This is a genomic window from Bradyrhizobium sp. AZCC 1577 (assembly GCF_036924575.1).
Taxonomy (GTDB): Bacteria; Pseudomonadota; Alphaproteobacteria; order Rhizobiales; family Xanthobacteraceae; genus Bradyrhizobium.
Genome location: NZ_JAZHRQ010000001.1, coordinates 4,566,760 through 4,592,784, shown reverse-complemented (window position 1 = coordinate 4,592,784; position 26,025 = coordinate 4,566,760). Strand labels below are relative to the sequence as shown.

General features: G+C 63.3%; 25 protein-coding genes. 9 read left to right on the top strand and 16 right to left on the bottom strand.

The genetic code is table 11. The features are described 5' to 3' along the window. The first annotated feature begins 48 nt into the window (after positions 1 to 48). Positions 49 to 1,218, top strand: coding sequence for an MFS transporter (locus V1278_RS21735; protein ID WP_334382145.1), 1,170 nt, complete (start codon positions 49 to 51; stop codon positions 1,216 to 1,218). Positions 1,219 to 1,249: 31 nt separating this feature from the next. On the opposite strand, the gene tgt is transcribed toward V1278_RS21735, so the two are convergent. From tgt to V1278_RS21710, 5 genes are all read right to left on the bottom strand, one after another. Then, positions 1,250 to 2,383 carry a tRNA guanosine(34) transglycosylase Tgt gene (tgt, locus tag V1278_RS21730; RefSeq protein WP_334382144.1) on the bottom strand — a complete coding sequence of 378 codons (1,134 nt, stop codon included), beginning with the start codon at positions 2,381 to 2,383 and terminating at the stop codon, positions 1,250 to 1,252. 323 nt (positions 2,384 to 2,706) lie between these two features. After that, positions 2,707 to 2,961 carry a hypothetical protein gene (locus tag V1278_RS21725; protein WP_334362796.1) on the bottom strand — a complete coding sequence of 85 codons (255 nt, stop codon included), beginning with the start codon at positions 2,959 to 2,961 and terminating at the stop codon, positions 2,707 to 2,709. 268 nt (positions 2,962 to 3,229) lie between these two features. After that, positions 3,230 to 3,514 (bottom strand): DUF1488 domain-containing protein, encoded by a 285-nt coding sequence (locus V1278_RS21720; RefSeq protein WP_334362797.1) that lies wholly within the window; start codon positions 3,512 to 3,514, stop codon positions 3,230 to 3,232. A gap of 48 nt (positions 3,515 to 3,562) precedes the next feature. Further along, positions 3,563 to 3,859: a hypothetical protein gene (locus V1278_RS21715; protein ID WP_213288844.1), complete on the bottom strand. Its 297-nt coding sequence runs from the start codon at positions 3,857 to 3,859 to the stop codon at positions 3,563 to 3,565. Further along, entirely contained in the window at positions 3,852 to 4,121 is a 270-nt protein-coding gene (locus V1278_RS21710) for a hypothetical protein (RefSeq protein ID WP_334362798.1), read from the bottom strand. The genes V1278_RS21715 and V1278_RS21710 overlap by 8 nt, the downstream gene beginning before the upstream one ends. Positions 4,122 to 4,488: 367 nt before the next feature. On the opposite strand from V1278_RS21710, the gene V1278_RS21705 reads away from it, so the two are divergent. From V1278_RS21705 to V1278_RS21685, 5 genes are all read left to right on the top strand, one after another. Further along, positions 4,489 to 4,638 carry a hypothetical protein gene (locus tag V1278_RS21705; protein WP_334362800.1) on the top strand — a complete coding sequence of 50 codons (150 nt, stop codon included), beginning with the start codon at positions 4,489 to 4,491 and terminating at the stop codon, positions 4,636 to 4,638. A 184-nt stretch (positions 4,639 to 4,822) separates the two neighbouring features. Beyond that, positions 4,823 to 5,914, top strand: coding sequence for a patatin-like phospholipase family protein (locus tag V1278_RS21700; RefSeq protein WP_334362801.1), 1,092 nt, complete (start codon positions 4,823 to 4,825; stop codon positions 5,912 to 5,914). 136 nt (positions 5,915 to 6,050) lie between these two features. Further along, complete coding sequence (locus V1278_RS21695; protein WP_334368908.1) at positions 6,051 to 6,803, top strand: TetR/AcrR family transcriptional regulator; 753 nt, start codon at positions 6,051 to 6,053, stop codon at positions 6,801 to 6,803. Positions 6,804 to 7,104: 301 nt separating this feature from the next. After that, positions 7,105 to 7,683 carry a PepSY domain-containing protein gene (locus V1278_RS21690; protein ID WP_334362802.1) on the top strand — a complete coding sequence of 193 codons (579 nt, stop codon included), beginning with the start codon at positions 7,105 to 7,107 and terminating at the stop codon, positions 7,681 to 7,683. A 252-nt stretch (positions 7,684 to 7,935) separates the two neighbouring features. Next, the gene (locus V1278_RS21685; protein ID WP_334362803.1) at positions 7,936 to 8,961 is read left to right on the top strand and encodes an aspartate-semialdehyde dehydrogenase; all 1,026 of its coding nucleotides are present in this window, start codon (positions 7,936 to 7,938) and stop codon (positions 8,959 to 8,961) included. A gap of 186 nt (positions 8,962 to 9,147) precedes the next feature. Here V1278_RS21685 and purT read toward each other — a convergent pair whose 3' ends face one another. From purT to coaD, 7 genes are all read right to left on the bottom strand, one after another. Then, entirely contained in the window at positions 9,148 to 10,311 is a 1,164-nt protein-coding gene (gene purT / locus V1278_RS21680; RefSeq protein ID WP_334362804.1) for a formate-dependent phosphoribosylglycinamide formyltransferase, read from the bottom strand. Between the two features lie 168 nt (positions 10,312 to 10,479). After that, positions 10,480 to 11,781, bottom strand: a complete 1,302-nt coding sequence (locus V1278_RS21675; protein ID WP_334362805.1) for a PQQ-dependent sugar dehydrogenase — start codon at positions 11,779 to 11,781, stop codon at positions 10,480 to 10,482. 180 nt (positions 11,782 to 11,961) lie between these two features. Next, positions 11,962 to 13,038 (bottom strand): tRNA preQ1(34) S-adenosylmethionine ribosyltransferase-isomerase QueA, encoded by a 1,077-nt coding sequence (queA, locus tag V1278_RS21670; RefSeq protein ID WP_334382143.1) that lies wholly within the window; start codon positions 13,036 to 13,038, stop codon positions 11,962 to 11,964. A 147-nt stretch (positions 13,039 to 13,185) separates the two neighbouring features. After that, positions 13,186 to 13,650, bottom strand: a complete 465-nt coding sequence (locus tag V1278_RS21665) for a peptidylprolyl isomerase (protein ID WP_334362807.1) — start codon at positions 13,648 to 13,650, stop codon at positions 13,186 to 13,188. Next, positions 13,626 to 14,066: a hypothetical protein gene (locus tag V1278_RS21660; protein ID WP_334362808.1), complete on the bottom strand. Its 441-nt coding sequence runs from the start codon at positions 14,064 to 14,066 to the stop codon at positions 13,626 to 13,628. Before V1278_RS21660 ends, V1278_RS21665 begins: the two co-directional genes overlap by 25 nt. A 4-nt stretch (positions 14,067 to 14,070) precedes the next feature. After that, the gene (locus V1278_RS21655) at positions 14,071 to 14,613 is read right to left on the bottom strand and encodes a peptidylprolyl isomerase (protein ID WP_028345954.1); all 543 of its coding nucleotides are present in this window, start codon (positions 14,611 to 14,613) and stop codon (positions 14,071 to 14,073) included. Positions 14,614 to 14,657: 44 nt separating this feature from the next. After that, entirely contained in the window at positions 14,658 to 15,155 is a 498-nt protein-coding gene (coaD, locus tag V1278_RS21650; protein WP_334362809.1) for a pantetheine-phosphate adenylyltransferase, read from the bottom strand. A gap of 272 nt (positions 15,156 to 15,427) precedes the next feature. On the opposite strand from coaD, the gene V1278_RS21645 reads away from it, so the two are divergent. From V1278_RS21645 to V1278_RS21635, 3 genes are all read left to right on the top strand, one after another. After that, positions 15,428 to 15,685 carry a hypothetical protein gene (locus tag V1278_RS21645; RefSeq protein WP_334362810.1) on the top strand — a complete coding sequence of 86 codons (258 nt, stop codon included), beginning with the start codon at positions 15,428 to 15,430 and terminating at the stop codon, positions 15,683 to 15,685. Between the two features lie 233 nt (positions 15,686 to 15,918). Beyond that, entirely contained in the window at positions 15,919 to 17,256 is a 1,338-nt protein-coding gene (pcaB, locus tag V1278_RS21640; protein ID WP_334384227.1) for a 3-carboxy-cis,cis-muconate cycloisomerase, read from the top strand. Positions 17,257 to 17,429: 173 nt separating this feature from the next. Then, positions 17,430 to 20,774 (top strand): adenylate/guanylate cyclase domain-containing protein, encoded by a 3,345-nt coding sequence (locus V1278_RS21635; protein WP_334382142.1) that lies wholly within the window; start codon positions 17,430 to 17,432, stop codon positions 20,772 to 20,774. 119 nt (positions 20,775 to 20,893) lie between these two features. Here V1278_RS21635 and V1278_RS21630 read toward each other — a convergent pair whose 3' ends face one another. From V1278_RS21630 to V1278_RS21615, 4 genes are all read right to left on the bottom strand, one after another. Beyond that, the gene (locus V1278_RS21630; protein ID WP_334362812.1) at positions 20,894 to 21,403 is read right to left on the bottom strand and encodes a hypothetical protein; all 510 of its coding nucleotides are present in this window, start codon (positions 21,401 to 21,403) and stop codon (positions 20,894 to 20,896) included. Between the two features lie 189 nt (positions 21,404 to 21,592). Continuing rightward, complete coding sequence (gene gyrA / locus V1278_RS21625) at positions 21,593 to 24,319, bottom strand: DNA gyrase subunit A (protein ID WP_334382141.1); 2,727 nt, start codon at positions 24,317 to 24,319, stop codon at positions 21,593 to 21,595. Positions 24,320 to 24,522: 203 nt separating this feature from the next. Continuing rightward, positions 24,523 to 24,921, bottom strand: coding sequence for a DUF2306 domain-containing protein (locus tag V1278_RS21620; protein WP_334382140.1), 399 nt, complete (start codon positions 24,919 to 24,921; stop codon positions 24,523 to 24,525). Between the two features lie 246 nt (positions 24,922 to 25,167). Next, on the bottom strand, positions 25,168 to 25,656 hold the full coding sequence (locus tag V1278_RS21615; protein WP_057841921.1) for a single-stranded DNA-binding protein: 489 nt from the start codon (positions 25,654 to 25,656) through the stop codon (positions 25,168 to 25,170). Positions 25,657 to 26,025: the final 369 nt, after the last annotated feature.

The following is a 26,025-nucleotide window of genomic DNA, read 5'->3' as shown; positions in this document are numbered from 1 at the left end:
GCCCGCTTCTTTGGATGGTCGGTTGCCTGGTCGGCGTTTGCGATCGCCGTGTTCGCCTGGGGCATCGGGTTCTACGGCCCTTCGGTATTTCTCCAATCGCTGCACGAATCGCGAGGTTGGCCGATCTCGAAGATTTCAATGGCCATCACGGCTCACTTCTTGGTCAGCGCAATCATCATAGCCTATCTGCCGGAGATTCATCGCCGACTGGGGATCGCCATAACGACGTTCATTGGGGCGGTCGCGACGGCGACGGGCCTGATTTCATGGTCCGGCGCACGCGAGCCATGGCAGTTGTTCGTCGCGACCATCCCGAGCGGGGCTGGTTGGGCCATGACGAGCGGAGCAGCGCTGAACGCTATCGTGGCAAAATGGTTCGATCGCGACCGGCCGATGGCGATCGCCCTGGCATTCAACGGCGCCAGCGTCGGCGGCGTGCTGTTCGTGCCGATATGGGTCCACCTGATACGATCGATCGGATTCCCATCAGCGGCGCTCCTCGTCGGAGGCTGCATGGTGGCTACGGTTGCATATCTCTGCGTCAGGTTCCTGGCTAAATCGCCCGGCCAAATGGGCCTGGCTCCAGACGGCGATGCATCGCATAGGGCAGCACCGAGCCAAAGGCCACGACGGACACGCACCGAGATCATTCGAACCTCACGCTTCATCACGATTTCGGCCGCCTTCTCGCTTGGCCTGTTCGCACAGATCGGCCTGCTCGCTCACCTGGTAGCTCGTCTGACGCCGGATCTTGGGATTGGCTACGCTGGGTTTCTTGTCAGCCTGGCTACGATATGTGCCATCATAGGCCGAACGCTGGCTGGGAAATGGATCGGTGAGCATGATCGCCGTTTCGCGGCTGCGATCAACTTTGCCGTGCAGATTGGCGGCGTCCTATGGCTGATTTTCAGTACTGGATGGGTGGGTCTTACGCTCGGATGCGTTCTCTTCGGTCTCGGCATCGGCAATCTGACGTCACTCCCGCCGTTGATCGTGCAGAAGGAGTTCGAACGCGAGGATGTCGGCACCGCAGTGGCGCTCATTATCGCGATCAACCAAGGGGTATTTGCATTCGCACCTGCAATCATTGGCGCCATGCGTGACACGACGGCCAATTATCAATTGCCGTTCGCGCTCATTGCAGTGGTTCAGTTTCTGGCCCTGGCGATCATTCTGCTTGGCCGAAGGTCCGCACCCGCTCCAGCGACTTCAACTTGAAGGTCGAGTTGCGCCCTGGCCAATCCGCTCCCTAGCGCGGCGGTATATCACCCTTCGCCCATCGCGCGCGCGTTTGTTTTTGGAAAGTCTCGAACGTGCCGGCGGTGATCGCGTCGCGCATGCCCCGCATCAGATGCTGGTAATAGGCCACGTTGATTTCCGACAACAGCATCGCGCCGAGCGTCTCTCCTGACCTCACCAGATGATGCAAATAGGCGCGTGAGATGTTGCGCGCCGAGGGCCACTCACTCTCCTCGTCGAGCGGCCGCGGATCGTCGGCATGACGGGCGTTGCGCAGATTGATCTGGCCGAAGCGGGTGAATGCCATGCCGTGACGCCCGTTCCGCGTCGGCAGCACGCAATCGAACATGTCGATGCCGCGCGCCACCGCCTCCAGCAAATCCTCGGGCGTGCCGACGCCCATCAGATAGCGCGGACGATCCGCGGGCAGCGCCGGCGCCGTTTCCTCGATCATCGCAAGCATCACCGCCTGTGGCTCACCCACGGCAAGCCCGCCGATCGCGTAGCCGTGAAAACCGATATCCACCAATTCACGCGCGTTGATGTGGCGCATCTCGGGAATGTCGCCGCCCTGCACGATCCCGAACAACATGTAACCATCAGGCGCGCTCTCGAAGGCGCGCTTGCTGCGCTCCGCCCAGCGCAGCGACAGCTGCATCGCGCGTTCGATGTCGTCGCGCGACGCCGGCAGCCGCACGCACTCGTCCATCTGCATGGCGATGTCGGCGCCGAGCAGCCGCTGCACCTCGATCGAACGCTCCGGCGACAGCTCGACCTTGGCGCCGTCGATATGCGAGCGAAACGTCACGGCCTTTTCGCTCACCTTGCGCAGGTCCGACAGCGACATCACCTGGAAGCCGCCGGAGTCGGTCAGCATCGGGCCGTTCCAGCCGGTGAAGACCTGCAGGCCCCCGAGATCAGCGATCCGCTCGGCGCCCGGCCGTAGCATCAGATGATAAGTATTGCCGAGCACGATATCGGCGCCGGCATCGCGCACGTCGCGCCAGTGCATGCCCTTCATCGCGCCCGCCGTGCCGACCGGCATGAAGGCCGGCGTCTGCACCACGCCATGCGGCGTGGTCAGGCGGCCGGTGCGGGCCTGGCCGTTGGTGGCGAGCAATTCGAAATGATTGGGAAGACTCATGGCGCTGCTTATTGCGTGCCGAGAACGGCCAATCAACCGCCCAGTGGATGAAATCTGACACTTGGTGCCCAACACGGAAGCACTCGGGCTCCCTTGCTGCTGGATAAAACTCGGCACTTTGCCTCAGTTATTGCGGCGCGATATTACGGTAGCTATTGGGAGGAAAGCGGACGTCGCGCGGACACCCCATTTCAGTAGCGATTGACCCCTATCGGACATTCGGCGTGGTGGTCTCGTGCATCCACAGTCCGCACCTGCGCCTTTATGGGGCGGCTTCGGTCACCGCCGCGCTGTCTCTGCCGAGCACAAGGCAGGCCAATGGCTCATTGAGCTGGCTTCGTTGAACCCACGCCGGGATCAGCAATCGTCTCCCAGTTGTTGCCGCAAGCGGAACACCGCCATTCGTTGACAACGCCCGTTGGCAGATAGGTTGAACTGACCGGGGCAGTGACAAGTTGTCCGCAGCTGCAGGTGTTGGTCCCTCGTGATGGAGAGCGGCGCGGCTCGCTGACCATTCTAGAAGCCCAGCGGCGCTCGAACCTTCGCTGAAAATGCAATGGATAGATGATCGAATTCATGGGCTCCCTCCTGTTGGGCGGCGGGAGCACGGTAAGGTCTCTCAGTCACTGAAGCCTTTTTACGATCAGTGATACTAGCTATATGGGGCTTGAGCCACCCTATGGCTAGTCCGAAGCTCTTGGAAACCTTCGCGTCGGCTGCGGGAAACGATGAACCGCCTCCAGCGGATCTGCCAGCGGGCGTTCGTTTGCGTGCTGCCGAGCGCATAGAGCGGTCGCTAACCCCGACAGCAGCACGTCCCCATGTGCCGCGGCGAGCCGCGCGGTCTTATCGCAGCTTTCGGAAATCGATGCTGCGCAGGACAATTCCGGGCGGCGTTCCCTCGAACTCGGTCGCCCGATATTTGCTGGCGGCGCACGCCTCGATGCGCTCGCGCAACCGCATGAATTGCCCCTCACGCTGGCCCGCTCTCGCGCGCACCACACCATCCAGCTCATCCATGGCGGAGGTCGAGACCGCGCAAGGGATCTCCCTGTTGCCGTCGAGCATTGAGAACAGCACCACCATCCTGTCGTACTCGTAACTGATGAAGCGTCCGTGCGTGAGCGTCATGTGACCTACTCCTTAGACGCGGCGCCGTGATCCCAACCGTCGTTTACCTCAGCCCTGCTCAGTGAGCCGGGCAAAGTCCTCGAGGATGGCCGCGACGAGGTCGCGATGCCTTGTGTCTTCCGGCGCCAGTCCTGCAGCATACAGCTTCAGGATGTAGCGCGCCTTGGCGGCCGCCTCCGGCCACGACGCGGCGGGAAACGCCAGGAGGTGATCTTCGATCTCGGCCCGCCGTTCGCGCAGCTCCCGCGCATGGGTCTCGACTTCCGCCAGCGCGCGGCGGATGTCGGTCGCTTTCTGCGCCGCCATGCCGCGGTGGCTGTCGAGGTCAAGTGGTTCGTCAGTCATCGGATGTGCTCGCGTCGATGCGCTGGGCGTCCGACAAATCGACCGGGCCGATCGAGACCACCTCCATCGCCAACCCGCGCGAGCCTTCCGCCGGCACCTTGATCATGGTGGCGACGCGGCGGAACGCCGCGAACGAAAGGCCGTCGATCGTCTCCTCATCGGTGACGACCTCGTAGGCGCCCGCGGACAACAGGCGATCGATGCCCTTGATCCGGAACGGATGTTTGAAGGTGACGACTTCACGTCGGGAACGGATGGTCATGCGCGCCTGCCTTTCGCAAAAGTGCCGGCGCCGGCGCTGCCCGCAGAGCAGCATGCGCCCCCTCCGCCGCAATAGCCATCGCTTTCTTGCCGCGCGGCGAATGGAGGCAGTTCCTTGTCGCTTCCTGCGCGCTCTTGCCGCGGCCGACGCGAAGCGTTTTGGCGTTCGCTATGGCTGGAACATCAGCGTAGGGTCAGCCATCACCGCATTTCCCACGGCATCCACCGGTGACTGAGGGCCGCGCGCGCTCCCGCCACAAAGCGGAGGAGCATCCCCTTGCGGCAGCTTCGCCTGGCCGAGTGGATCGTACCGCCCGTCATCATCCCGCTGCTGCTTGCGATCGTGGTGATCGCGGTGGCCGTCCTCCATGCCTAAACTGAAATACCGGGTCAGTGGCAACCATGAAGGGGCCCGCGAAAATCTCGGCCGCATCACGGCGGCGGCCGCGCTGAAGAAGGCCAGGCAGTTCGTGCAAGAAGTCTACATCGACGTGAGCGCCCTCAGCCTCTCTTGTTAAACAAAACGATACCGTATAGTTTTATGAGCGAGGCACGAAACGCCGCTAGCGATGAGGCCGGCGGCGGCAAGTGCGTGTGTACAGTGACTGACGGCGAATGCCCTCCCCCTCTTTCCTGACTGGATCAATCCTCTTCAACAGTCGGCCCCGGTGGCCCGCCTCACGCCTGCTCAGGTCAGCCGTCTTGCTGTGCAGCCTCGCGGCTGCCGCCTGCACGTCGGTGCCGCGGACGCCCTACAGCGCTGCCGATGCCTCTAGCGCCCGCGTGCTCGATATCGACGGCCTGCGGCGCTACACCGACGAACCCGTTACAAAATTCCGCTTCGAGAAAGACCAGTTCTCCTCAACCAAGACCTATCTCGCGCTCTCCGGCGGCGGCGCCGATGGCGCCTACGGCGTGGGCGTGTTGAACGGCTGGGCCGCAGCCGGAACCCGCCCGACCTTCTCGGTCGTCTCAGGCGTAAGCACCGGCGGCCTGATTGCGCCTTTTGCGTTTCTCGGATCCCAATACGACGACACGCTGTGGGAGGTCTACACCAGCGGCATAGCAGAGAGCTTGCTCGCTGATCCTAGCATCATTCGCGTGCTCTTCGGCTCCGGCCTGTTCGGCAATAAGCGACTGCGCGAGCTGGTGGCCCGCTATGTCGGGCCGGAGATCCTGGCCGCCGTTGCGCGCGAAAATGCCAAGGGCCGAAAACTCCTGGTGGTGACGACCGATCTCGACACCCAACGTACGGTCGTTTGGGACATGGGGAAAATCGCAGCCGTCGGTTCGCCCGAGGCGCTGCGCCTGTTTCGCGACGTGATGGCGGCCTCCGCCAGCATTCCCCTGGTCTTCCCGCCGATCCTGATCGAAGCCGAGGGCCAGGGCCGGCGCTTTGAGGAGATGCATGTCGACGGCGGCGTGACCGCTCCTGTCCTGACGCTGCCGGATGCCCTGCTCTTCCAGGGACGTCTGCCCGGAAACAGCCGGATGAACATCTACATCCTCGTCAACAAGAAGCTCGAACGAACTTTTGAGCTCGTGTCCAACAGCACGATCGACGTCGCCTCGCGCAGCCTGTCGTCGATCACCCAGTCCCAGACGCGCTCGGTCATCTTCTCGACCTACGATTTCGCCAAGCGCAATCGGTGGGGCTTCCATTTGTCCTATATTGAGCGCGACTATCCCGCCGCGCCCTCGGAGGGATTCGACACCGCCTATATGCGCGCCCTCTATCAGTACGGCTATGAGAAGGCTGCATCGGGCCGCGCCTGGACCTCGACGCTTCCGTGAGCCGCGCGGGAGCGGAACGGCGACCTGCCGGGACCGTTGACGATATGGCCAATTCGGCCAGATTCGCGATGACGCCCCTGTTACTGCGCGTTATAGAGCAATGACTGATATCACGATCGCGCAGGAATCGATGGGGATGGGATTGACTGCGACCAAGGCCAGACCGGCAAGACGAGACGTCCCGAAGTCGCGCGGCGGCCGGCCGACGAAGAGCGCCGCCATCGAGCGCGATCAGCGGCTGATCGAAGTCGCCACCCGTCTTTTCTTGGACCGGGGCTATGATGCGACCTCGCTCGATGCGGTCGCGGAAGCAGCCCGGGTCAGCAAGCCCACCGTCTATTCGCGCTACGGCGACAAGCGCGGACTGTTTGCGGAGGTGTTGAGGCGCGAAATTGACCGTTGGCTTGCGCCGCTTGCCGAGGCGGCGGAGGGGCAGCTCACGCGTTCCTCGGACATTTCGGTCGAGCAGCGCCTGATAGAAGTCGGGCGCGAGATGCTGACGTTCACCTGCGGGCCCGATGCCGTTGCGTTCAGCCGCATGATGACGGCGCAGGCCATCAACTTTCCCGACATTGCCAAACTTGGCAAGGAAGAGGGCTGGTTGAAGGCGGTTTCCACGACCGCGCGCTTCTTTGATCATTTGGTCGCACAGGGCGCCATGGACGTCGAGGATACCGGCATCGCGGCAGAGGTCTTTCTCGACGTGGTCGTCGGTCACACCCACCGCATGGCAACGTTCGGAACGCCGCTGGAGATGAAGTCTGCCGAAAAACGCATGCGCTTGGCGATCAGGCTGTTCCTGGCCGGTGCGCTTGGGCCAGCGAGCCGCGTTCAGTCCGTTCCCAAGGGAACCGTTAAGGGAACCGTTCGGCGACGTCCCTCCCGCTGACAATTCCGTGAGAACGGCATTTCACGTGCGTTACCCCATGGCGGCATCGTTGACCAAAACAAAACGATACGGTATGGTTTTATTATAAGCGAGTGCAGGCTTCCGCTTTCACTGGTCCCAGCGGGGGCTCGCACCGCTTCGATCGCCGCAAGCGGCGGTACCTTTGCGGCGTTCCGCGGCCGGCCCGAATACCTCCAAAGGGTCGGCCGCGCTTTCTTCGAGGCGATCCGGCCCAACGCCGGCAGAGACAGGCTCATCGATGGAGACTGCAACGATGCATGCGCCGAGATCCTGGAGACATTTGCTTGCAGCCATCCTGGTGGCGTTCATCCTGCCTGCCCCGGTCTATGCCGCCGCGCCGTCGACCGGCGAGCCAGCCTCCCTCCGCAACGAGGGCGGCGATGGCGCCGCGTCCGACCAGCAGACGGTCAGCCGCGAGCTGGCGCTTTTCCGCGGGTCGGCGGTCTCGCTGAGCCAGGCGATGGCGATTGCCGAAGCCCTGCATGCCGGCGCGACGACCGCCGATGTCAGCTTCGACGGCGCGCCGGATTCACCGGTCTTCCGCGTCAAGACCCTTCACAACGACCGCATCTGGCACCACGCCATCGACGCCACGACTGGCAAGATCGTCGGCGGCGAAGCCGCCCTGCCCCTGAAGGAGTTCGATGCCGCGGACCGCAGCAACCTCGTTGCACTCAAGACGATCCGGCAGCGCCTGGCAGATGCCGTCCGCGTGGCCGAGCACGCGGCGTCGGGCAAGGCCATCAGCGGCGGCCTGATCCGCGAACGCGGCCGGCTGAATTTCGCGATCGTCGTCATGAGTGGCAACGACCTGAAAGCGGTGATCCTCGAGCCTCCCGGCGCCGCAAGGCGGCGATGATGCTGGCTCGTCTGCCCCCGTTGCAGCCCGGATGAGGCGAAAAGCCGTTGACGGCAGTGCCCGTCTGCCGCATAAGTCCGCGCCATGACGATCTCGACCAAAGCGACCACGAAAACCAAAGCACCCTCCGGGGGCTCGGGAGCCGTGCGCGCGTAGTCGAACGATCGCATTATCTGAACCGAAGCCCCGCCTGAAAAGGACCGGGGCTTTTTTATTGCCCGCAGCATCGATGCTCAACCAGAGGATAGACCCGTGAGCCACGAACCCGTTGTAGCCATTGCCGGCGTGACCGGCGCGGTCGGCGCCGAATTCATCGCCACCATGGACAGGCGCAACTTTCCCGTCCGCAAGCTCAAGGCGCTGGCGAGCGCCCGCTCGGCCGGCAAGACCATCGATTTCCGCGGCGAGAAGATCGTGATCGAGGAACTCACGGAAAAGTCGTTCGAGGGCGTCGACATTGCGTTGTTCTCGGCCGGTGCCGGCACCTCCCGGAAGTTCTCGCCCGCGGCCGTCAAGGCCGGCGCGGTCGTGATCGACAATTCCTCTGCCTTCCGCATGGACCCGAACGTGCCGCTGGTGATTCCGGAGATCAACGCGGGCCGCATCCGCGAGCACAAGGGCATCATCGCCGTTCCGAACTGTTCGGCGATCACGGCACTGGTGCCACTGTGGCCGATCCACAAGGCCAACCGCATCAAGCGCGTCATCCTGTCGACCTATCAGGCGGCGAGCGGCGGTGGTGCCGCCGTGATGCAGGAGCTGGTGGAGTCGACCCGCGCCTATCTCGATGGCCGGCCGTTTGAACCCAAGGTGATCCAGCATCCCTACGCCTTCAACCTGTTCAGCCACAACACGGCAATCGATCCCGAGACCGGCTACAACGACGAAGAAACCAAGGTGATCAAGGAGACCCGCAAGATCTTCGAGGACGACAAGATCGCCATCGGCGTCACCTGCGTCCGCGTGCCGGTGCTGCGCGCCCATTGCGAAGCCATCACCTTCGAATGCGAAAAGCCGATCACCGAGGATGAAGTGCGCACGATCCTGTCGAAGGCGCCGGGCGTCAGAATCGTCGACGACCGGGCGAAGAACTATTTCCCGATGCCGATCGACGCCTCAGGCCAGGACGACGTTCTCGTCGGCCGTATCCGCAAGGACCTCAGCGACGCCTCCGGCCACTCGATCTCGATGTTCGTGTCGGCCGACCAGCTCTTGAAGGGCGCCGCGCTGAACGCGATCCAGATCGCGGAACTGCTGCCGCAGCGCGCGATGGCGTGAAGTGAGCTCGCAGGGTGGGCAAAGCGGAAGCGTGCCCACCACTCAGACTGACAATGCGGCACGATGGCGGGCACGGCTCAAGTGCGCGAGCACCGCCCTTCGGTGCTCGCCCGCCCGCTACGCATAGCGCGTTGAAAGCAGCGCCGTCGGCTGTCATAAGCACGTCGTGACGTTGATCTGCGCCAACTAAGTGTAGCTGATCTTCACTTTGCTCGCCGCTTGCTTAGCCTTGCGGCGGGCTTCGTCTGTAGATTTGCCGCGCGCAAGGGCCACGCCCATACGGCGATACTTGCGAGTTGCGGGTTTGCCGAATAAACGCACATCAATGTTTTTAACTTTCAGCGCGCTTTCAAGCCCGCTGATTTCAAACGACTCGCTTTCCCGATCGGCAAGAATCACCGCGGATGCAGAAGCACCGAGATACGTGATTTCGGGGATCGGTAAACCCAGGACCGCACGCAGGTGCAAATCGAATTCACTGAGATCCTGCGAGCAGAGCGTGACCATTCCCGTATCATGCGGCCGCGGTGACAGTTCCGAAAAATAAACATCGCGGCCTGAAATAAAAAACTCCACACCGAAAATCCCCGCGCCACCGAGAGCGTCGGTCAATTTCTTCGCCATCTTCTGCGCGGCCACGAGCTGCGCTTTGCCGATCTTCGCCGGCATCCAAGACTCTTGGTAGTCGCCGCGCTCTTGGCGATGGCCGATCGGATTCACAAATAGAGTCGGCCCACGCTTTTGCTTGATAGTGAGAAGCGTGATCTCGAGATCGAATTTAATAAACTGCTCTACAATCACCTTGGCCTTATCACCACGCATACCTTCCACAGCGTAGTCCCAAGCCGTGCCGGCGTCCTCGGCGCGCTTCACCACCGTTTGGCCTTTGCCAGACGACGACATCACCGGCTTCACCACATTCGGGTAGCCAATGTCTTCGCTCATGCGAATCAGTTCCTCGCGCGATTCCGCATACGCAAAGCGCGCGGTTCTGAGTTTCAGTTGATTGGCAGCAAGATCACGAATGGCGTCGCGGTTCATAGTGAGGTGTGCAGCCTTGGCCGATGGCGTGACTTGAATTCCTCGCTGCTCGAACTCAAGGAGCTTCTCGGTGCGAATAGCTTCGATTTCGGGAACGACAATGTCAGGTTTGTGCTCGGCGACTACGCGTTCAAGATCAGTGGCACTCAGCATATCGATCACCTCAAAATGATCGGCCACTTGCATCGCGGGTGCTCCGACATAGCGATCGACCGCGATCACATTGAGGCCAAGGCGTTGGGCCGAAATCACGAATTCCTTACCGAGTTCACCGGACCCGAGCAGCATCAGTTTGCGCGAATTTTTCATGGGCCTCCCTACTTCCAAATGTTATGATCCAAACATAGAGCTGCGTCTATTTCATAAAATCGGCGAAGATGGCGAGGAGAGCGCCGCCGTCCGCCGGTTTATTGTGCAAAACTCTTTGGACGAACTGGTTGAATTCTCGAACGTCATGGCCTTTACCCACCCTACCCACTACGCGCCCGTCACGCGCCAGATGACATTGCCGACATCATCCGCCACCAGTAGCGAACGGTCGGGACCGAGCGTCACGCCAACCGGCCTCCCGTAGGAGACTTTCTCGTCAGGGGCGAGAAAGCCCGTCAGAATATCGCGCGGCGGACCGGAGGGGCGGCCGTTCTCGAACGGCACGAAGACGACGGCGTAGCCGCTCAGTGTGCTGCGATTCCAGGAGCCGTGTTGGCCGATCACCATGCCGTCCGGAAAGCCCGGCAGCGTGCCTGATGGCATCCAGCACAGGCCGAGCGAGGCGGTGTGCCCGCCGAGCGCATAGTCGGGTTGAATCGCCTTCGCGACCATGGCCGGGTCCTGCGGCACGCGGTCGTCCACCGTCTGTCCCCAGTAGCAATAGGGCCAGCCGTAGAAGCCGCCGTCGCGCACTGAAGTCAGATAGTCCGGCGGCGTCTCGTCGCCGAGGCCGTCGCGCTCGTTGACGACGGTCCAGAGCACGCCCGTGTTGGGCTCCCAGGCGAGGCCCACGGGGTTGCGCAGGCCGCTGGCGAAGATACGGCTCGTACCGGCTGCAAGATCGAGCTCATAGATCGCGGCGCGGCCCTCCTCCACTTCCATGCCCATCTCGGCGATGTTGCTGAGCGAGCCGACGCCGGCGTAGAGCTTTTTGCCATCCGCGCTCGGCAGCAGGCTCCGCGTCCAATGCCCGCCGGGCTTGAATGTCACGAGTTTTCGTCCCTCTGCGGTGATGCGGTCCGCGCCAGCCACATAGGGAAAGGCGACCACGCCGTCGGTGTTGCCGACATAGAAGGTGTCGCCGACCAGCGCCATGCCGAACGGCTGGCTCAATCCCTCCATGAAAATCCCGCGCCCCTCCGCAACGCCGTCACCGTCGCGATCACGCAATAGCGTAATGCGGTCGGCGCTGACGCCGAGCGCCGCAGCGCGCCGCATCGTTGCCTGCATCGCATAATGGAACACGCTCCTAGGCGGTCCCGCGATCTGGGTGGCTTCTGCGATGAGCACGTCGCCATTGGGCAGCACGTTGATCCAGCGCGGATGGTCCAGGCCGGTCGCAAACGCGTTGACCCTGAGCCCGGGCGCCGCGGTCGGCGTCTCGCCGTCACTCCAGCCCTGCGCCGTCGGCATCTTGAGCGTCGGGATCGCGCCTTGTGGCTTCGCCGCCGGAATTGCCGGCGCGCTGCCCCAGGCCGCTTTGGGCGCGGATCCCTGTAGACGTCGCCACAGCAGCGCCGCGGCGCCGATCAGCGCGACCATTCGCGCGAAAATGCCGGAAAAGTTCATGCAAGGCCCCTGTTGTTCCCGCGCACCGATGCGCCGAGAGACGGTAGTTATACGATCTTGGCGACATCCACCGAATCAAAGAGACAGGTGTTGGCGCTTTATTGTCAGAGCGCTTCCTCCCTGACCTTTGCCCGCCCAACTGGCGGGCCTCTTTTTCAAGCGAAGACGTCCGGCTTTGCCTCAATCCGGCGCGCGAAACAGCAAGCAAGCATCGCCATAGGAATAGAACCGGTAGCCGGCTGCGATCGCATGCGCGTAAGCCTGCTTCATCGTGTCCAGACCGGAGAACGCCGACACCAGCATGAACAGCGTCGAGCGCGGCAGATGGAAATTGGTCATGAGGATATCGACCGCGCGAAAGCGATAGCCCGGCGTGATGAAGATCGAGGTCTCGCCGTCGAACGGCTGAACGGTGCCGTCTTCGGCCGTGGCGCTCTCCAATAGCCGTAGCGATGTGGTGCCGACAGCTATGATGCGCCCGCCCTGCGCGCGCGCGGCATTCAATGCGGCAGCGGTATCAACCGAGATCGATCCCCATTCGGCATGCATCCTGTGCTCGGAGGTCTCATCCACCTTCACGGGCAGGAAGGTCCCTGCCCCGACATGCAGCGTTATCCGATGCAATTCGACGCCGTGGCGGCGTAGCGCCGTCTCGAGCTCAGGCGTGAAATGCAGTCCCGCCGTCGGCGCCGCAACCGCCCCTTCATTTGCGGCGAACATCGTCTGATAGTCGGCGGCATCGCGATCGTCGGGCGTGCGTTTGGAGGCGATATAGGGCGGCAGCGGCGGCGTGCCGAGATCGGCGATGGCCTGATCCAGCGCCGGACCGTGAAACGAAAACGACAGCGTGATCTCGCCCTCTTCGCCCTTGGCCTCGACTTCGGCGTCGAGATGGCCGAGCAGGCAGACCTTGCCCTCGTTGCCGAAGCGAACGATGTCGCCGGGCGCGAGCTTCTTCGCAGGCCTAACCAGCGCGCGCCAGCGCGAGCCGTCCAGCCGCTTGATCAACGTCGCCTCGATCTTCGGCTCGGTCTCGCGGCCGATGCGCCGGCCCTTGAGTTGGGCGGAGACAACCTTGGTGTCGTTGACGACCAGTTGGTCGCCAGGCTCCAGCCATTGCGGCAACTCAGCGACGGTGCGGTCGCGCAGCACGCCATCGGGTTGCACCACCAGCATCCGCGCAGCATCGCGCGGGCTCGCGGGCCGCAGCGCGACACTGGTGGCGGGAAGGTCGAAGTCGAAGAGATCGGTGCGCATTGGCTGAAGCCGTCATCGCCCGCCTTGTGCGCAATTGCGCACTGGGGCGGGGCGATCCAGTACTCACAGACCGCTCTTATAACGAAGACTGGCGAGTACTGGATGCCCCGCCTTCGCGGGGCATGACATTGGAGTGAGTTGTGAAGCTCAAGCCGCGTCCAGCGCCATGTGCGCTTTGACGATCTTGTCCGGGTTCTGCACCGGCTCGCCGCGCTTGATCTTGTCGACGTTCTCCATGCCCGACGTCACCTTGCCCCAGACCGTGTACTGGCCGTTGAGGAAGGAGGCGTCGTCGAAGCAGATGAAGAACTGGCTGTCGCCGGAATCCGGGCTCGCGGCGCGAGCCATCGAGACGGTGCCGCGCACATGCGGTTCCTTGTTGAACTCGGCCTTCAGCTTGTTGCCGGAACCGCCGGTGCCGGTGCCGTGCGGGCAGCCGGTCTGCGCCATGAAGCCCTCGATGACGCGATGGAACACGATGCCGTCGTAAAATCCCTCACGCACCAGCTTCTTGATCTGAGCGACGTGGCCAGGTGCAAGGTCGGGACGCATTTCGATGGTGACGGGGCCCTGGGTGGTTTCAAGGATCAAAGTATTTTCGGTATCAGCCATGCGTTTTTCTCTTCCGGTTTGGGTGGACGTTTGCGGGTTCTAAATTGGACCGCGAAAGGCCGGCCGGCGACCGCACCGCCCAGTCCCTCGGTAAATGGCAACGGCGTGCAGCGTTGCAATGTCTCCATCACGGCAATTCGGTACGCGACCCTGTCGTTATCGCTGGCGCGTTCCGATTCGTAGGTGATCCTGGGTTGACCGAGAATGGCGCCCACGCGGTTGAAGCTGACGACGACCGTGATGTCCATCGGGTTGGCGCGCGAGTAAGGCGGCGGCTGCCAGCAGGAATACAGTTTGGCGAATATGTCCTTGATGGTGTCGAGTTGCTGCGGCTGAGCCTCCGCATGCGCCCCCGATGCGAGACACACGAGAACAGCGGCAAACCAGACGAATGGCTTGCTGCGGCCCGCCGTCATGGCCTCACTTGACGTCGGATGCGACTTGCACCTTCACCATCTTGTCGGGATCGACGACCGGTTCGCCACGCTTGATCTTGTCGACCACGTCCATGCCCGACACCACTTCGCCGATCACCGTGTATTTGCCGTTCAGCGACGCGCCTTCCGCGAACATGATGAAGAACTGCGAATTCGCCGAGTTGGGATCGCTGGTGCGTGCCATGCCGACGATGCCGCGCTTGTACGGTACGTTGGAGAACTCGGCCGGAAGGTTCGGATGTTTCGAGCCGCCGGTGCCGTTGAAATTCTTGCCGTCGCCGGTCTGCGCCATGAAGCCTTCGATCACGCGATGGAACGGCACGTTGTTGTAGTAGCCCTCGCGCGCGAGCAGCTTGATGCGTTCGGCATGCTGGGGCGCGATGTCGTTGCGCAGCTTGATCACGATGCGGCCCTTGGTGGTGTCGATCACGATCGCATTCGCCTTGTCGAGATTGGCGGGCAGAGGCTGCGCGATCGCGGGGGCCACAACGAACAACGCGGCGAGAACGGCGAGAATTCGGATCATGAAAGCTCCGGTCATGTGGAAACAGGAAAGCGCGTAGAAGCGCGTTAGCCCGCGAACTTGGCCTTCAGCCTCGCGGCAATCTGGGGCGGCACGAAGGCGGAGAAATCGCCGCCCATGCCGGCGATCTGGCGAACCAGGGTGGCGGTGATCGGGCGGACCACAGGCGACGCCGGGACGAACACGGTGTGCACCTCTGGCGCCATCACCTCGTTCATGCCGGCAAGCTGCATTTCGTAGTCCATATCGGTTCCGTCGCGAAGGCCGCGAATCATGATGGTCGCGCCGACCTGCCGCGCCGCAGCTACGGTGAGGTTGTCGTAGGTGGTGCAATCGAAGGCACAGCCGGCTTCTTGCGCAATCGGCTCGCAGGTCATACGGACCATTTCGAGCCGCTCCTCAATCGAAAACAGCGGCTTTTTGCCGGAATTGACGCCGATGGCGACAATCAGCCGGTCACAAAGCGGAACGGCGTGCCGCAGCACGTCCAGATGGCCGTTGGTGATGGGATCGAATGAACCGGGATAGAGCGCGATACGGGACATATTCCCCTCCTACCCCGCCCCGGGCGGCCCGGCAAGCCGGGTTAGGTTCCCTTCGGGTCCGGGGTTTTTACTTCGGGTCGGCCAATGAACCAGTTACGGGACCCTGCGTCTCGGGCGGGCCGGCAATGTTTCGTCCGCCACCGGCCGACGAAACAAAACTCGGTCCGGACGAAACCATTTTCCGCACCCGCGAAGACGGCCGGAAACTTGCGCCCCCTACAAGTCCACCCAACGAAACGACGGGCCGCGAAGGCCCATGACAGGGGACCGTCATGATCAAGGCTTTTTCCGCCATCGCTGTTGCCGCGTTCATTGCCGCCGCGCTGACCGTTTTGCCCGGCTTTGCCCCCCAGGTCGAAGCCAGCGTGCCGCAGGCGCTTGCCAAGGGTGACCGCCTGGACATCCGCAACGTCGGCAAGGATTGCTCGCAGCAGGCCTGGCCGAATTTCGAAGCTTCCTGCCTCCGCGCCGCCGGCTCCAAGGCCGTGGTGAGGGAAGCCCGCCTGGTGACCGCCGACCGCACCCCGTAACGGCAAAATTTTCGTTCCGACCCGACCTCCAAGGAACCGCAGTGATGGCGAGTAGGGATGCCCCCCTGCTCGCCATTGGCGTTCTGGGAGCTTGGATTGCGCGAAATTCTCCTGCTGCCTCAGGCGCGCGAGCATGCGTTCGAGGTCTTCGCGGGCCGCGCTTGACGGATTTGTACGTATCAATCAGATGGCCGGACATTTAGCAGAGAGGAAACACGCGCGTGGCCAGCACGATGTTCGACAGCGCCCTCTATCGCGACGTTTTCTCGACGCCGGCCATGCGGACGGTGTTTTCCGACGAGGCGCAGCTCAAGGCCTATGTGCAGGCCGAAGTGGCGCTTGCCACCGCGCAAGGCGAGACCGGCGTGATTCCGCGCGAGGCGGCCGAGGCGATCGCGCGGCAGGCGCCGACGATCGTGCTCGATATCGAGCAGTTGAAGCGCGACACCGAGAACGTCGGCTATCCCATCGTCGGCCTGGTCCGCCAGCTATCGGAGCGACTCGGCGAGGCCGGCCGCTATCTGCACTGGGGCGCGACCACCCAGGACATCATGGATACCGCGACCGTCCTGCAACTGCGCGAAGCGGTCGCGCTGATCGAAGCGCACCTCGGCGAGGTCATGGCAACCCTTGCCAATCTCGCCCGCCTCCACCGCGATACGCCGATGGCCGGCCGAACCCATCTGCAGCAGGCGCTGCCGATCACGTTCGGGCACAAGGCAGCGATCTGGCTGTCGGCGTTGCAGCGCTCGGCCGATCGGCTCGAACAGGTCAAGCCTCGCGCCCTTCAGGCGCAGCTCGGCGGCGCGGCGGGAACGCTGGCTTCACTCGGCGATCGCGGACTGGATGTACGTGCCGCCTATGCCCGCGTGCTCGGTCTGGTCGAACCCGACATCACCTGGCACGTCGCCCGCGACGGACTGGTTGAACTGGCACAGACGCTCGCCGTGATCTGCGGCGCTCTCGGCAAGATCGGCTACGACGTCATGATTCTGATGGCGACCGAGATCGGCGAGGTGTTCGAGCCGTTCTCCTCGCATCGCGGCGCATCCTCGACCATGCCGCAGAAGCGCAACCCGATCTCCTCGGAAATTCTGCTGGCGAACGCGAAGGCATCGCGCGACGCCGCTTCGCTGATGTTAGATGCCATGGTTCAGGATCTCGAGCGCGCCACCGGGCCCTGGCACTGCGAATGGCTGGCATTGCCCCAGGTCTGTTTGCTGACGGCCGGGTCGCTGGCGCAGGCGCAATTCATGCTGTCCGGCCTGATCGTCGATCCCGAAGCGATGAAGCGAAACCTCCATGCCACGCGCGGGCTGATCGTGGCGGAGGCGGTCATGATGGGGCTCGCGCCCGCGCTCGGTCGTCAGTTGGCCCATGACGAGGTCTATGCCGCCTGCCGCGATGCGTTCGAGCGTGGCGACGCGCTGCTCGATGCCCTGCTGCGACGCCCGACCATCGCGTCGGCCCTGCCGCGCGACCAACTCGCTGCCTTGTGCGAGCCGTCCAATTATCTCGGCACCGCGGGAGCGATGGTGGACCGCGTGCTCGCGCGTCAGAGCAAACGATAAGCACGATCGATAAACATCGACGCGTTACCACGGCAGCGAAATGACGCGAATGGCCACGACCCGACTATCGGATCGGAGCCGAACCTGCCGCTTTCGGAACTCCTGCAGGCGGCAGAGATCCCTTTGGAGCGCGCGCTCGATCTGGTAGAATTCGCACAAGCGAGGAGGAAGCCGTGGACGAGCTGGAGCGCTGGCTGGCGCCGCTTGGCCTGGTGCAGCTCGCACCCGCGTTGCGAGCGAACGATGTCGATCTCAAGATCCTGCCTGAGCTGAGCGAGGCGGACCTGGAGAAGCTCGGTCTCTCGCTTGGCCAGCGCAAGAAGCTATTGAAAGCGGCCGCATGCCTGCCACAGCCCTCCGAGTTGGCAGGCCCGAGCGCCGCGCCGGCACCAAGCCTGAGTGCCGTCTCTTCGGCCGAACGGCGGCAGCTCACGGTGATGTTCTGCGACCTTGTGGATTCTACCGCGCTATCGGCTGGTCTTGACGCCGAGGACCTACGCGAAGTGATCGGCGCCTATCACCGCTGCGTCGCTGAGACGGTCGCCCGCTTCGACGGCTTCGTCGCCAAGTACATGGGCGACGGCGTACTGCTTTATTTCGGCTACCCACAGGCGCACGAGGACGATGCCGAGCGAGCGGTGCGCGCCGGTTTGGCCCTCATCGACGCCGTCGACCAACTGGAAACGTCCGAGAGTCTTCGGGTCCGGATCGGCATCGGCACAGGGCTTGTCGTGGTCGGCGACCTCATTGGCTCGGGCGCAGCACAGGAACGCGCCGTGGTAGGCGAGACGCCCAACCTCGCGGCGCGCCTGCAAGCTCTTGGCGAGCCGAACACCATTGTCGTCGGCCCCATGACGCGTCACCTGCTGGGCGATCTTTTCGAGTACCGCGATCTCGGAACGGTCGCGATGAAGGGCTTTCCGCAGCCGGTCCAAGCCTATCAGGTGCTCCGGTCGAGCGCCGTCGAGAGCCGGTTTGAAGCCTTCCATTCGGCCGGCCTGACGCCACTGGTCGGCCGCGAGGAAGAGCTCGAACTGCTGCTGCGCCGGTGGCAGCGCGCGACCTCTGGGGAGGGGCAGGTGGTGCTGCTCTCAGCGGAGCCCGGGGTCGGGAAATCGCGACTCGTGGCGGCCCTCCAGGAGAAGCTTCAAGCCGAACCGTACTCGCGCTTGCGCTGCTTCTGCTCGCCGCACTACCAGGGCAGCGCGCTGTACCCCGTCATCAAGCAACTGGAGCGGGCGGCCCGGTTTACCCGGGACGATCCGCCGATGGTCAAGTTGGACAAACTCGAGGCGCTGTTGGCGGGCGCAGCGACCGCCACCGAGGACGTGCCGCTGTTGGCGGAACTGCTGTCGTTGCCCTCCGACCGCTATTGCCCGGTGTCGCTCAGTCCGCCAGCGAAGAAGGAGCGCACGCTTCAGGCGCTGGTCCGGCAAATGGAGGACCTGTCTCGGCGCAACCCCGTGCTGTGGGTCTTCGAAGATGTGCACTGGATCGACCCGACCTCGCTCGAGCTCCTGCAGGTGATGGTCGATCGCGTGCAGCACCTGCCGATTCTGCTACTCCTCACCTTCCGACCGGAGTTCCCGCCACCGTGGATCGGCCAGCCGCACGTCACGATGCTGGCGCTCGGCCGCCTGAACAGGCGTGACACCGCCGCCCTCGTGGAGCGGGTGGTCGGCGACAAGGCGCTTCCCCCTGCGATTGTTCATGAGATCGTCGACCGCACGGACGGCGTGCCGCTGTTCGTGGAGGAACTGACCAAGGCTGTGCTAGAAGCGGGAGCCGAAGGGGATGGCAGGGCCGTGCTTTCGCGAACCTCGCCGGGTGCACTCGCCGTCCCGGCTACCCTGCACGCCTCGCTCCTGGCCCGTCTCGACCGTCTCAGTCCGGAAGCCAAAGAAATCGCCCAGAGCGGTGCGGCCATTGGCCGGGAGTTCACCGACGATCTGATACGGACCGTGTCGCCGCTGCCGGAGGCGCCCTTGCAATCGGCCCTCGAACAGCTCGCTGCATCACAACTGATTTTCCGTCGTGGCTCATCGGCTCACAGCTTCAAGCACTCCCTCGTTCGGGACACTGCCTACGGCACGTTGCTGCGCGGCAAGCGGCAAGCGCTGCACGCGCGCATCGCCCGGGCGCTCGAGGAGAAGTTCGCGGACATTGCGGCTACCCAGCCAGAGGTGCTGGCGCACCACTTCACCGAGGCTGACCTCACGGAACACGCTGTGGCCTACTGGCGCAAGGCTGGCCAGCGTGCGGCCGAGCGCTCGGCGCACGCGGAGGCGATCGCCCATCTCCGCAAGGGGCTCATGCTCGTCGATCGGATCGCCGAGCCAGCGGAACGCGCCCGCCGCGAACTCGACCTGCAGCTCGTGCTTGCGCCGGTGCTGATCAGCACCAAGAGCTGGTCGGCACCGGAGGTGGAGCAAGCCTACTTGCGTGCGCGTGACCTATGCCGGCAAGCCGGCGATGTGGCGCAGCTCTTTACCGTGAGCTGGGGGTTGTGGCTCGTTTACCAGCAACGCTGCGAGTTCAAGACCGCTCGCGATCTGCTGGACGAGCTGTTCGCACTCGCTCGGCGCAGCGCCGATCCGGCGCTCCTCCTGCAGGCGCATCATGCCGCATGGACAACTCTTCTCAATCTCCCGGATCTGACCGCGTGCAGGGCGCATCTCGAGGCGGGATTGGCGCTCTATCGGCCGGACGCGTACCGTGCCCATAAATTCCTCTATGGCAGCCACGACGCGGCTGTCTGCAACCGATACACCGCGGCAGCCGCGCTGTGGCCGCTTGGCTTCCCCGAGCAGGCGCTTGCCGCTGCGCGCGAAGCTGTGAGCATGGCTCGGGAGCTGTCGCATCCTTTTAGCCTTGTTCTCGCGCTTGTGTACGCGGCGATGATCTACCAGCATCGGCGGGAAGCGGAGCCGACCCGGGAGCAAGCGGAAGCCGCGATCGCGGTATGCGCCGAGCATGGCATCGCACCGCACCTGGCGGCGGCGGGAAGCATCTTGCGGGGCTGGGCGATCGCGGAACGCGGACAGGCTGTGGAAGGGATCGCGGAGGTTCGCGGCGGTCTCGTCGCCGTCGAGCCCACGGGCGTGCGCATCCGTCGGCCCTTTTATCTCGCGCTGCTGGCTGAAGCTTCGGCGCGCGCCGGAGAAATCGAGCAAGGATTGAATGCGCTAGCCGAAGCTGCGGCCGCTGTCGAGGAGACAGGCGAGCGGCGATGGGAGGCGGAAATTTATCGCTTGATTGGGGAGCTGACGGCGGCGAGGCCAGGCGGCGACAGGACCGAAGCGGAAGCGTACTTTCGGCGAGCGCTTGACGTGGCCGGTCGCCAGAGCGCGAAGACGCTGGAGTTGCGCGGCACCACGAGCTTGGCCCGGCTCTGGCGTGATCAGGGCAAGCAGCAGCAGGCCAGTGATCTCCTCGCGCCGACCTATGGCTGGTTCACGGAAGGGTTCGATACCCCTGACCTGCGGGAGGCCAAGGCGCTGCTTGATGCGCTCCACTGACGCTCCTGTGCGTCAATCGGCGCCGAGGTTGAACCTAGATCGGCAACGCTCCGGAGAGTCCGGTGTGATCTGAAGTTTGTGCCAATCGCGGCAAAGCACCGACACGTTGGCAGGCCGGTTCAATTCTGTGACTGGGCTACGGGGCCGGCGCTCTCGCGAGGGTTGGAGGCGACTTGTGGCAAAGCAAGGGTGAAGGCATCGACCAGCCGGCGTCGCCAGGGTTGCGTTAGCATCGATAGCTTGCCTTCGAGCAGAGCTGCCCTTTCCCGGGCGCCCACGCTTTCCGTGCTCACTTTGAGCAGTTCGGCCAACAGCTTGTTCGTGCGTTCGCACTCTCTCTCAAAGTCGGCCCGGTGGCCGCTGGCAATCACCTTCATCTCTGCCAGCTCAGTCTGCAAGGCCTCAATTCGTTGCTTTAGGGCGGTGACCACCTGGTGACCGGCCTGCGTTTGCGGCTGACGGGGTATTGGCGAATGACTGAATTCGGTGAGATCGACCTGGACAAGCGTCTTGCCGTCGTTGGAGCGGGAGCGCGGCCATCGGTGTCGTTTCACCAGAGCGCGGGCGGCCTCTGGGGAAATCTTGAGCCGTTCGCCCAGATCGGCATACGTCAGCATCTCGACGGGCATGATATCCGCTCCCGTTTGGCCGGACGGTCACCACCCGGACACAGCAAATGTGTAGCAATCTATAGTTAAGGGCTGGTTTACCGCGTGCGCAGCACGCAGGCCCGGAACCCATCGCGCTGCAAACGCAAATGGCGGGATGGATTCCGGGCTCATCACATTCGCGATGCCCCGGAATGACGGTGGACGGCGCTAACCGCCGTTCCCGTTCACGCCGTTCTCGTCTTCCGAGATATGCTCGACCGACACCACGTGCTCGTCCTCCGCCGTATCGAACACGATGACGCCTTGGGTCGAGCGGCCGGCGATGCGGATGTCCTCGACCGGACAGCGGATGAGCTGGCCCTTGTCGGTGACCAGCATGATCTGATCGCTATGCTCCACCGGGAACGACGCCACCAGCTTGCCGTTGCGGTTGTTGACGCTCATCGCGACGATGCCTTTGCCGCCGCGGCCGGTGGTGCGGTACTCGTAGGACGAGGTGCGCTTGCCGTAGCCGTTGACGGAGACCGTCAGCACCACCTGCTCCTGCGCCGACATTTCGGCGTAGCGCTCCTGCGAGAGCTGCAGCGAACCCGAAGTCTCCTCGCCCTCGGCATCAACAGGCTCTTCAACCGCGGTTTCGCCGGCGACCGCGCGGCGCATCTTCAGGTAGGCCGACCGTTCGTCCGAGGTGGTCTCGACATGGCGCAGGATCGCCAGCGAGATCAATTTGTCGCCTCCCGCCAGCGCAATGCCGCGCACGCCCATCGAGGTGCGCCCCGTGAAGACGCGCACATCGGTGACGGGGAAGCGGATGCACTGCCCGCCGGCCGCCGTCAGCAGCACGTCGTCGCGCTCGGTGCAGATCTGCACGTCGACGATCGATTCACCCTCCCCGAGCTTCATGGCGATGATGCCGGAGCGGCGGACGTCGACGAAGTCGGACAGCTTGTTGCGGCGGACCGTGCCCCCGGTGGTAGCGAACATCACGTCGAGATTGCCCCAGGAGGATTCATCCTCCGGCAGCGGCATGATGGTGGTAATGCGCTCGCCCTGCTCCAGCGGCAGGATGTTGATCATCGCCTTGCCGCGGGCGTTCGGCGCCGCCACCGGCAGCCGCCAGACCTTTTCCTTGTAGACCTGGCCGCGCGAGGAGAAGAACAGCACCGGCGTGTGGGTCGAGGCCACGAACAGCCGGCTGACGAAATCCTCGTCGCGGGTCTGCATGCCCGCGCGGCCTTTGCCGCCGCGCCGCTGCGCCCGATAGGTCGAGAGCGGCACGCGCTTGACGTAGCCGGCGTGCGAGACCGTGACCACCATATCCTCGCGCTGGATCAGGTCCTCGTCCTCGACCTCGCCTTCCTGCTCGACGATCACGGTTTTCCGCGGGGTGGCGAATTCGTCTTTCACCGCGGCAAGTTCGTCCTTGATGATCGCCTGCACGCGCGCGCGCGAGCGCAAGATTTCCAGGTAATCGGCGATTTCCACCGCGAGCTTGTCGAGCTCTTCGGAAATCTCCTCGCGGCCGAGCGCGGTCAGGCGCTGCAGGCGCAGGTCGAGAATGGCCCGGGCCTGCTCCAGCGACAGCCGCGCAGTGCCGTCCGGCGCCATCCGGTGACGGGGGTCGTCGATCAGCGTGATCATCGCTTCGACGTCCTTGGCCGGCCAGTCGCGCGACATCAACGTATCCCGCGCCGTGTTCGGATCGGGCGAAGTTCTGATGACGCGAATGATCTCGTCGATATTCGCAACCGCAATCGCAAGACCGACCAGGATATGGGCGCGGTCGCGCGCCTTGTTGAGCAGGAACTTGGTGCGACGGGTGACTACCTGCTCGCGGAACGCGATGAACAGCGTCAGCAGATCCCTTAAGTTCATCGTCTGCGGGCGGCCGTTATCCAGCGCCAGCATATTGGCCGGGAAGTTCGATTGCAGCGGCGTGAAGCGATAGAGCTGATTCAGAACGACATCGGCCATCGCCTCGCGCTTCAACTCGACGACGACACGGAAGCCGTCGCGGTCGGATTCATCGCGCAGGTCGGCGACACCTTCGATCTTCTTTTCGCGCACCAGTTCGGCGATGCGCTCGACCATGGTGGCCTTGTTTATCTGATAGGGAATTTCAGTGATGATGATCGCTTCGCGATCCTTGCGGATGGTGTCGATCGTGACCTTGCCGCGCATCACGATCGACCCGCGGCCGAGGTGGTAGGCCGAGCGGATGCCCTGGCGGCCGAGGATGATGCCGCCGGTCGGGAAATCCGGCCCCGGAATGATGTTGATGAGATCGTCGATGCCGAGCGCAGGATTGTCGATCAACGCCACGCAGGCGTCGACGACTTCGCCCAGATTGTGCGGCGGGATGTTGGTTGCCATGCCGACGGCGATGCCGCCGGCACCGTTGACCAGCAGGTTCGGGAACCTCGCCGGCAGAACCGACGGCTCCTTCTCGGAATTGTCGTAGTTCGGCTGGAAATCGACAGTGTCCTTGTCGATATCGCCAAGAACTTCCAGTGCGGACCGGGTCAGACGGGCTTCGGTATATCGATAGGCCGCGGGCGGATCGCCGTCGACCGAGCCGAAATTGCCCTGGCCGTCGATCAACGGCACGCGCATGGAGAAATCCTGCGCCATCCGTACCATCGCGTCGTAAATCGACTGGTCGCCGTGCGGATGATATTTACCGATCACGTCACCGACGACGCGCGCGGATTTGACGTACTTCTTGTCCGGCGTGTGCCCCTGCTCGTACATCGAATACAGGATGCGCCGATGCACGGGCTTCAGCCCGTCGCGCGCGTCCGGCAGCGCCCGCGCCACGATCACGCTCATGGCGTAATCGAGGTAGGAGCGTTTCATCTCGTCGAGGATGGAAACGGGGCGAATGTCGGAGTGCTCCGGCGGCTCGCCGGGCTTGTCGTCTTCGTTGTCGGACAAAGGGGAATCCAGTCAGTTCTCAGCTAAGAATCATATAGCGCATCGAGGGTCTGATAACCACCCCGAAGCCGTCAGGAGGAAGCTGTTTTTCCGCTCGTTTTTTCATGGACTTACGAGGATCGGAGACAGCTCTCCCGAGCCCTGCCGGAACCACCGTTTCAGGGCCGGAAGACAGTGTCAAAAACGATGTTCCCACGACAGGCCTAGTGGCCGAAAACCACCGCATGCATGATCCGTCCCGGCAGGAAGGTGAACAAGCCGGCGACGACGAGCGCTCCAAAGAAGATCGACACCATCGCTTTGCGGTGACCGCCGACATTGTGCCGGCGGGCATGCAGGACCGCGAGCGTCAGCATGATCGGCACAAAGATCGACAGCAGATGGATCGGGCTGAACAGCCCGAACATCCGAATCTCATGGATCCAGAGCGAACTGATCGCGACCGCCGCCATCAGCACGACCCAGATCCAGCCGATGGTCCGGTGCGGCAGGGTTCCCTTCGGTGCTGCGAATTGCACGATGCCAAGCGCAAACGCCGCCATGGCTGCGAAGGCATGCAACGGGATCGTCCCGGGCGCCTCTAGCAGCGGTGCGAGGCTCATGGTGGGCGCTCCAGATCCGGTTGGCGTTCAAGGCTGGAGCAGTCTAAGTGAAATACCTCATGCGAATATTAATAGCATGACGGCTGAGCGAGCCGACCGCACACTCGGCGCAACGCGCCCGTAGATAGGTTTTCAGCCGAATGCAGCGGATTCCCGCGGCGGCACATTAGCTGTAATGGCAGGCGTGAACGCCCCCTCTCGCAAGCGAATTTCTTGCTAGCCGATGCGCCGGCCGAAGGCTCGGCTCTAGAACGGGATGTCGTCGTCCATATCGCTGTTGCGGCTGCCCGCTGCGACCGCCCGCCGCGGCGCCGAGCTAGCCGGACCGCTCGAGCCGAAATCACCGGAATCATCGGACCCGAAGCTGCCGCCCCCGCCGCCGCTGCGGCCGTCGAGCATGGTCAGGTTCGAGTTAAAGCCCTGCAGCACGACCTCGGTCGAGTATTTGTCGACCCCGCTCTGGTCGGTCCATTTGCGCGTCTGCAACTGACCCTCGATGTAAACCTTGGCGCCCTTCTTCAGATACTGTTCGGCGACCTTGCAGAGCCCCTCGTTGAAGATCACCACGCGGTGCCACTCGGTCTTTTCCTTGCGCTCGCCGGTGCCTTTGTCGCGCCAGGTCTCCGATGTCGCGATGCTCAGATTGGCGATCGGTCGCCCGTCCTGTGTCCGCCGGATTTCAGGATCCTTGCCGAGGTTTCCGACCAGAATCACCTTGTTCACGCTTCCCGCCATCGCCGCTCTCCACTCGATATCGCCGGCAAAAATCACTGGTTCGGCCGCTTCCGTGCCGGCCGTCTTCAATTCTTGACCTGTCGCTTGTCCGTTTCCGCGTCCGCTCCCGGACATCCGGACCTATACACTGACAGACCCCGCTGACTTGGCGATCCCTCGGCAAGTCGCCGGTTATCCACATATAGCATCGCCTACGTGCGCGTTCCAGCTTTGTTCCGGATAACGCCCTATATGCGCCTGCTGGCGGCTTTGCAATCTCCAAGCGAACCCCGGAAACCCACGGGAGAACCGAAAGAAGCGAAATGGAACCCGAAAGTTCCCGTCTCGGTTCCAATTATACCAGATAAATCATAAGCTTCGTTCCATAAA

Coding starts and splice junctions, on each gene's coding strand:
- V1278_RS21710 (WP_334362798.1), bottom strand. CDS start 4,121: ATGACCATCCGTTCCCGACGTGAAGTCGTCACCTTCAAACATCCGTTC.
- V1278_RS21725 (WP_334362796.1), bottom strand. CDS start 2,961: ATGAATTCGATCATCTATCCATTGCATTTTCAGCGAAGGTTCGAGCGC.
- tgt (WP_334382144.1), bottom strand. CDS start 2,383: ATGAGTCTTCCCAATCATTTCGAATTGCTCGCCACCAACGGCCAGGCC.
- V1278_RS21660 (WP_334362808.1), bottom strand. CDS start 14,066: ATGACGGCGGGCCGCAGCAAGCCATTCGTCTGGTTTGCCGCTGTTCTC.
- V1278_RS21705 (WP_334362800.1), top strand. CDS start 4,489: ATGCCTAAACTGAAATACCGGGTCAGTGGCAACCATGAAGGGGCCCGC.
- V1278_RS21720 (WP_334362797.1), bottom strand. CDS start 3,514: ATGACGCTCACGCACGGACGCTTCATCAGTTACGAGTACGACAGGATG.
- queA (WP_334382143.1), bottom strand. CDS start 13,038: ATGCGCACCGATCTCTTCGACTTCGACCTTCCCGCCACCAGTGTCGCG.
- V1278_RS21675 (WP_334362805.1), bottom strand. CDS start 11,781: ATGAACTTTTCCGGCATTTTCGCGCGAATGGTCGCGCTGATCGGCGCC.
- V1278_RS21645 (WP_334362810.1), top strand. CDS start 15,428: ATGATCAAGGCTTTTTCCGCCATCGCTGTTGCCGCGTTCATTGCCGCC.
- V1278_RS21715 (WP_213288844.1), bottom strand. CDS start 3,859: ATGACTGACGAACCACTTGACCTCGACAGCCACCGCGGCATGGCGGCG.
- V1278_RS21615 (WP_057841921.1), bottom strand. CDS start 25,656: ATGGCGGGAAGCGTGAACAAGGTGATTCTGGTCGGAAACCTCGGCAAG.
- coaD (WP_334362809.1), bottom strand. CDS start 15,155: ATGTCCCGTATCGCGCTCTATCCCGGTTCATTCGATCCCATCACCAAC.
- V1278_RS21630 (WP_334362812.1), bottom strand. CDS start 21,403: ATGCCCGTCGAGATGCTGACGTATGCCGATCTGGGCGAACGGCTCAAG.
- V1278_RS21665 (WP_334362807.1), bottom strand. CDS start 13,650: ATGGCTGATACCGAAAATACTTTGATCCTTGAAACCACCCAGGGCCCC.
- pcaB (WP_334384227.1), top strand. CDS start 15,919: ATGTTCGACAGCGCCCTCTATCGCGACGTTTTCTCGACGCCGGCCATG.
- V1278_RS21655 (WP_028345954.1), bottom strand. CDS start 14,613: ATGATCCGAATTCTCGCCGTTCTCGCCGCGTTGTTCGTTGTGGCCCCC.
- V1278_RS21620 (WP_334382140.1), bottom strand. CDS start 24,921: ATGAGCCTCGCACCGCTGCTAGAGGCGCCCGGGACGATCCCGTTGCAT.
- V1278_RS21695 (WP_334368908.1), top strand. CDS start 6,051: ATGGGATTGACTGCGACCAAGGCCAGACCGGCAAGACGAGACGTCCCG.
- purT (WP_334362804.1), bottom strand. CDS start 10,311: ATGAAAAATTCGCGCAAACTGATGCTGCTCGGGTCCGGTGAACTCGGT.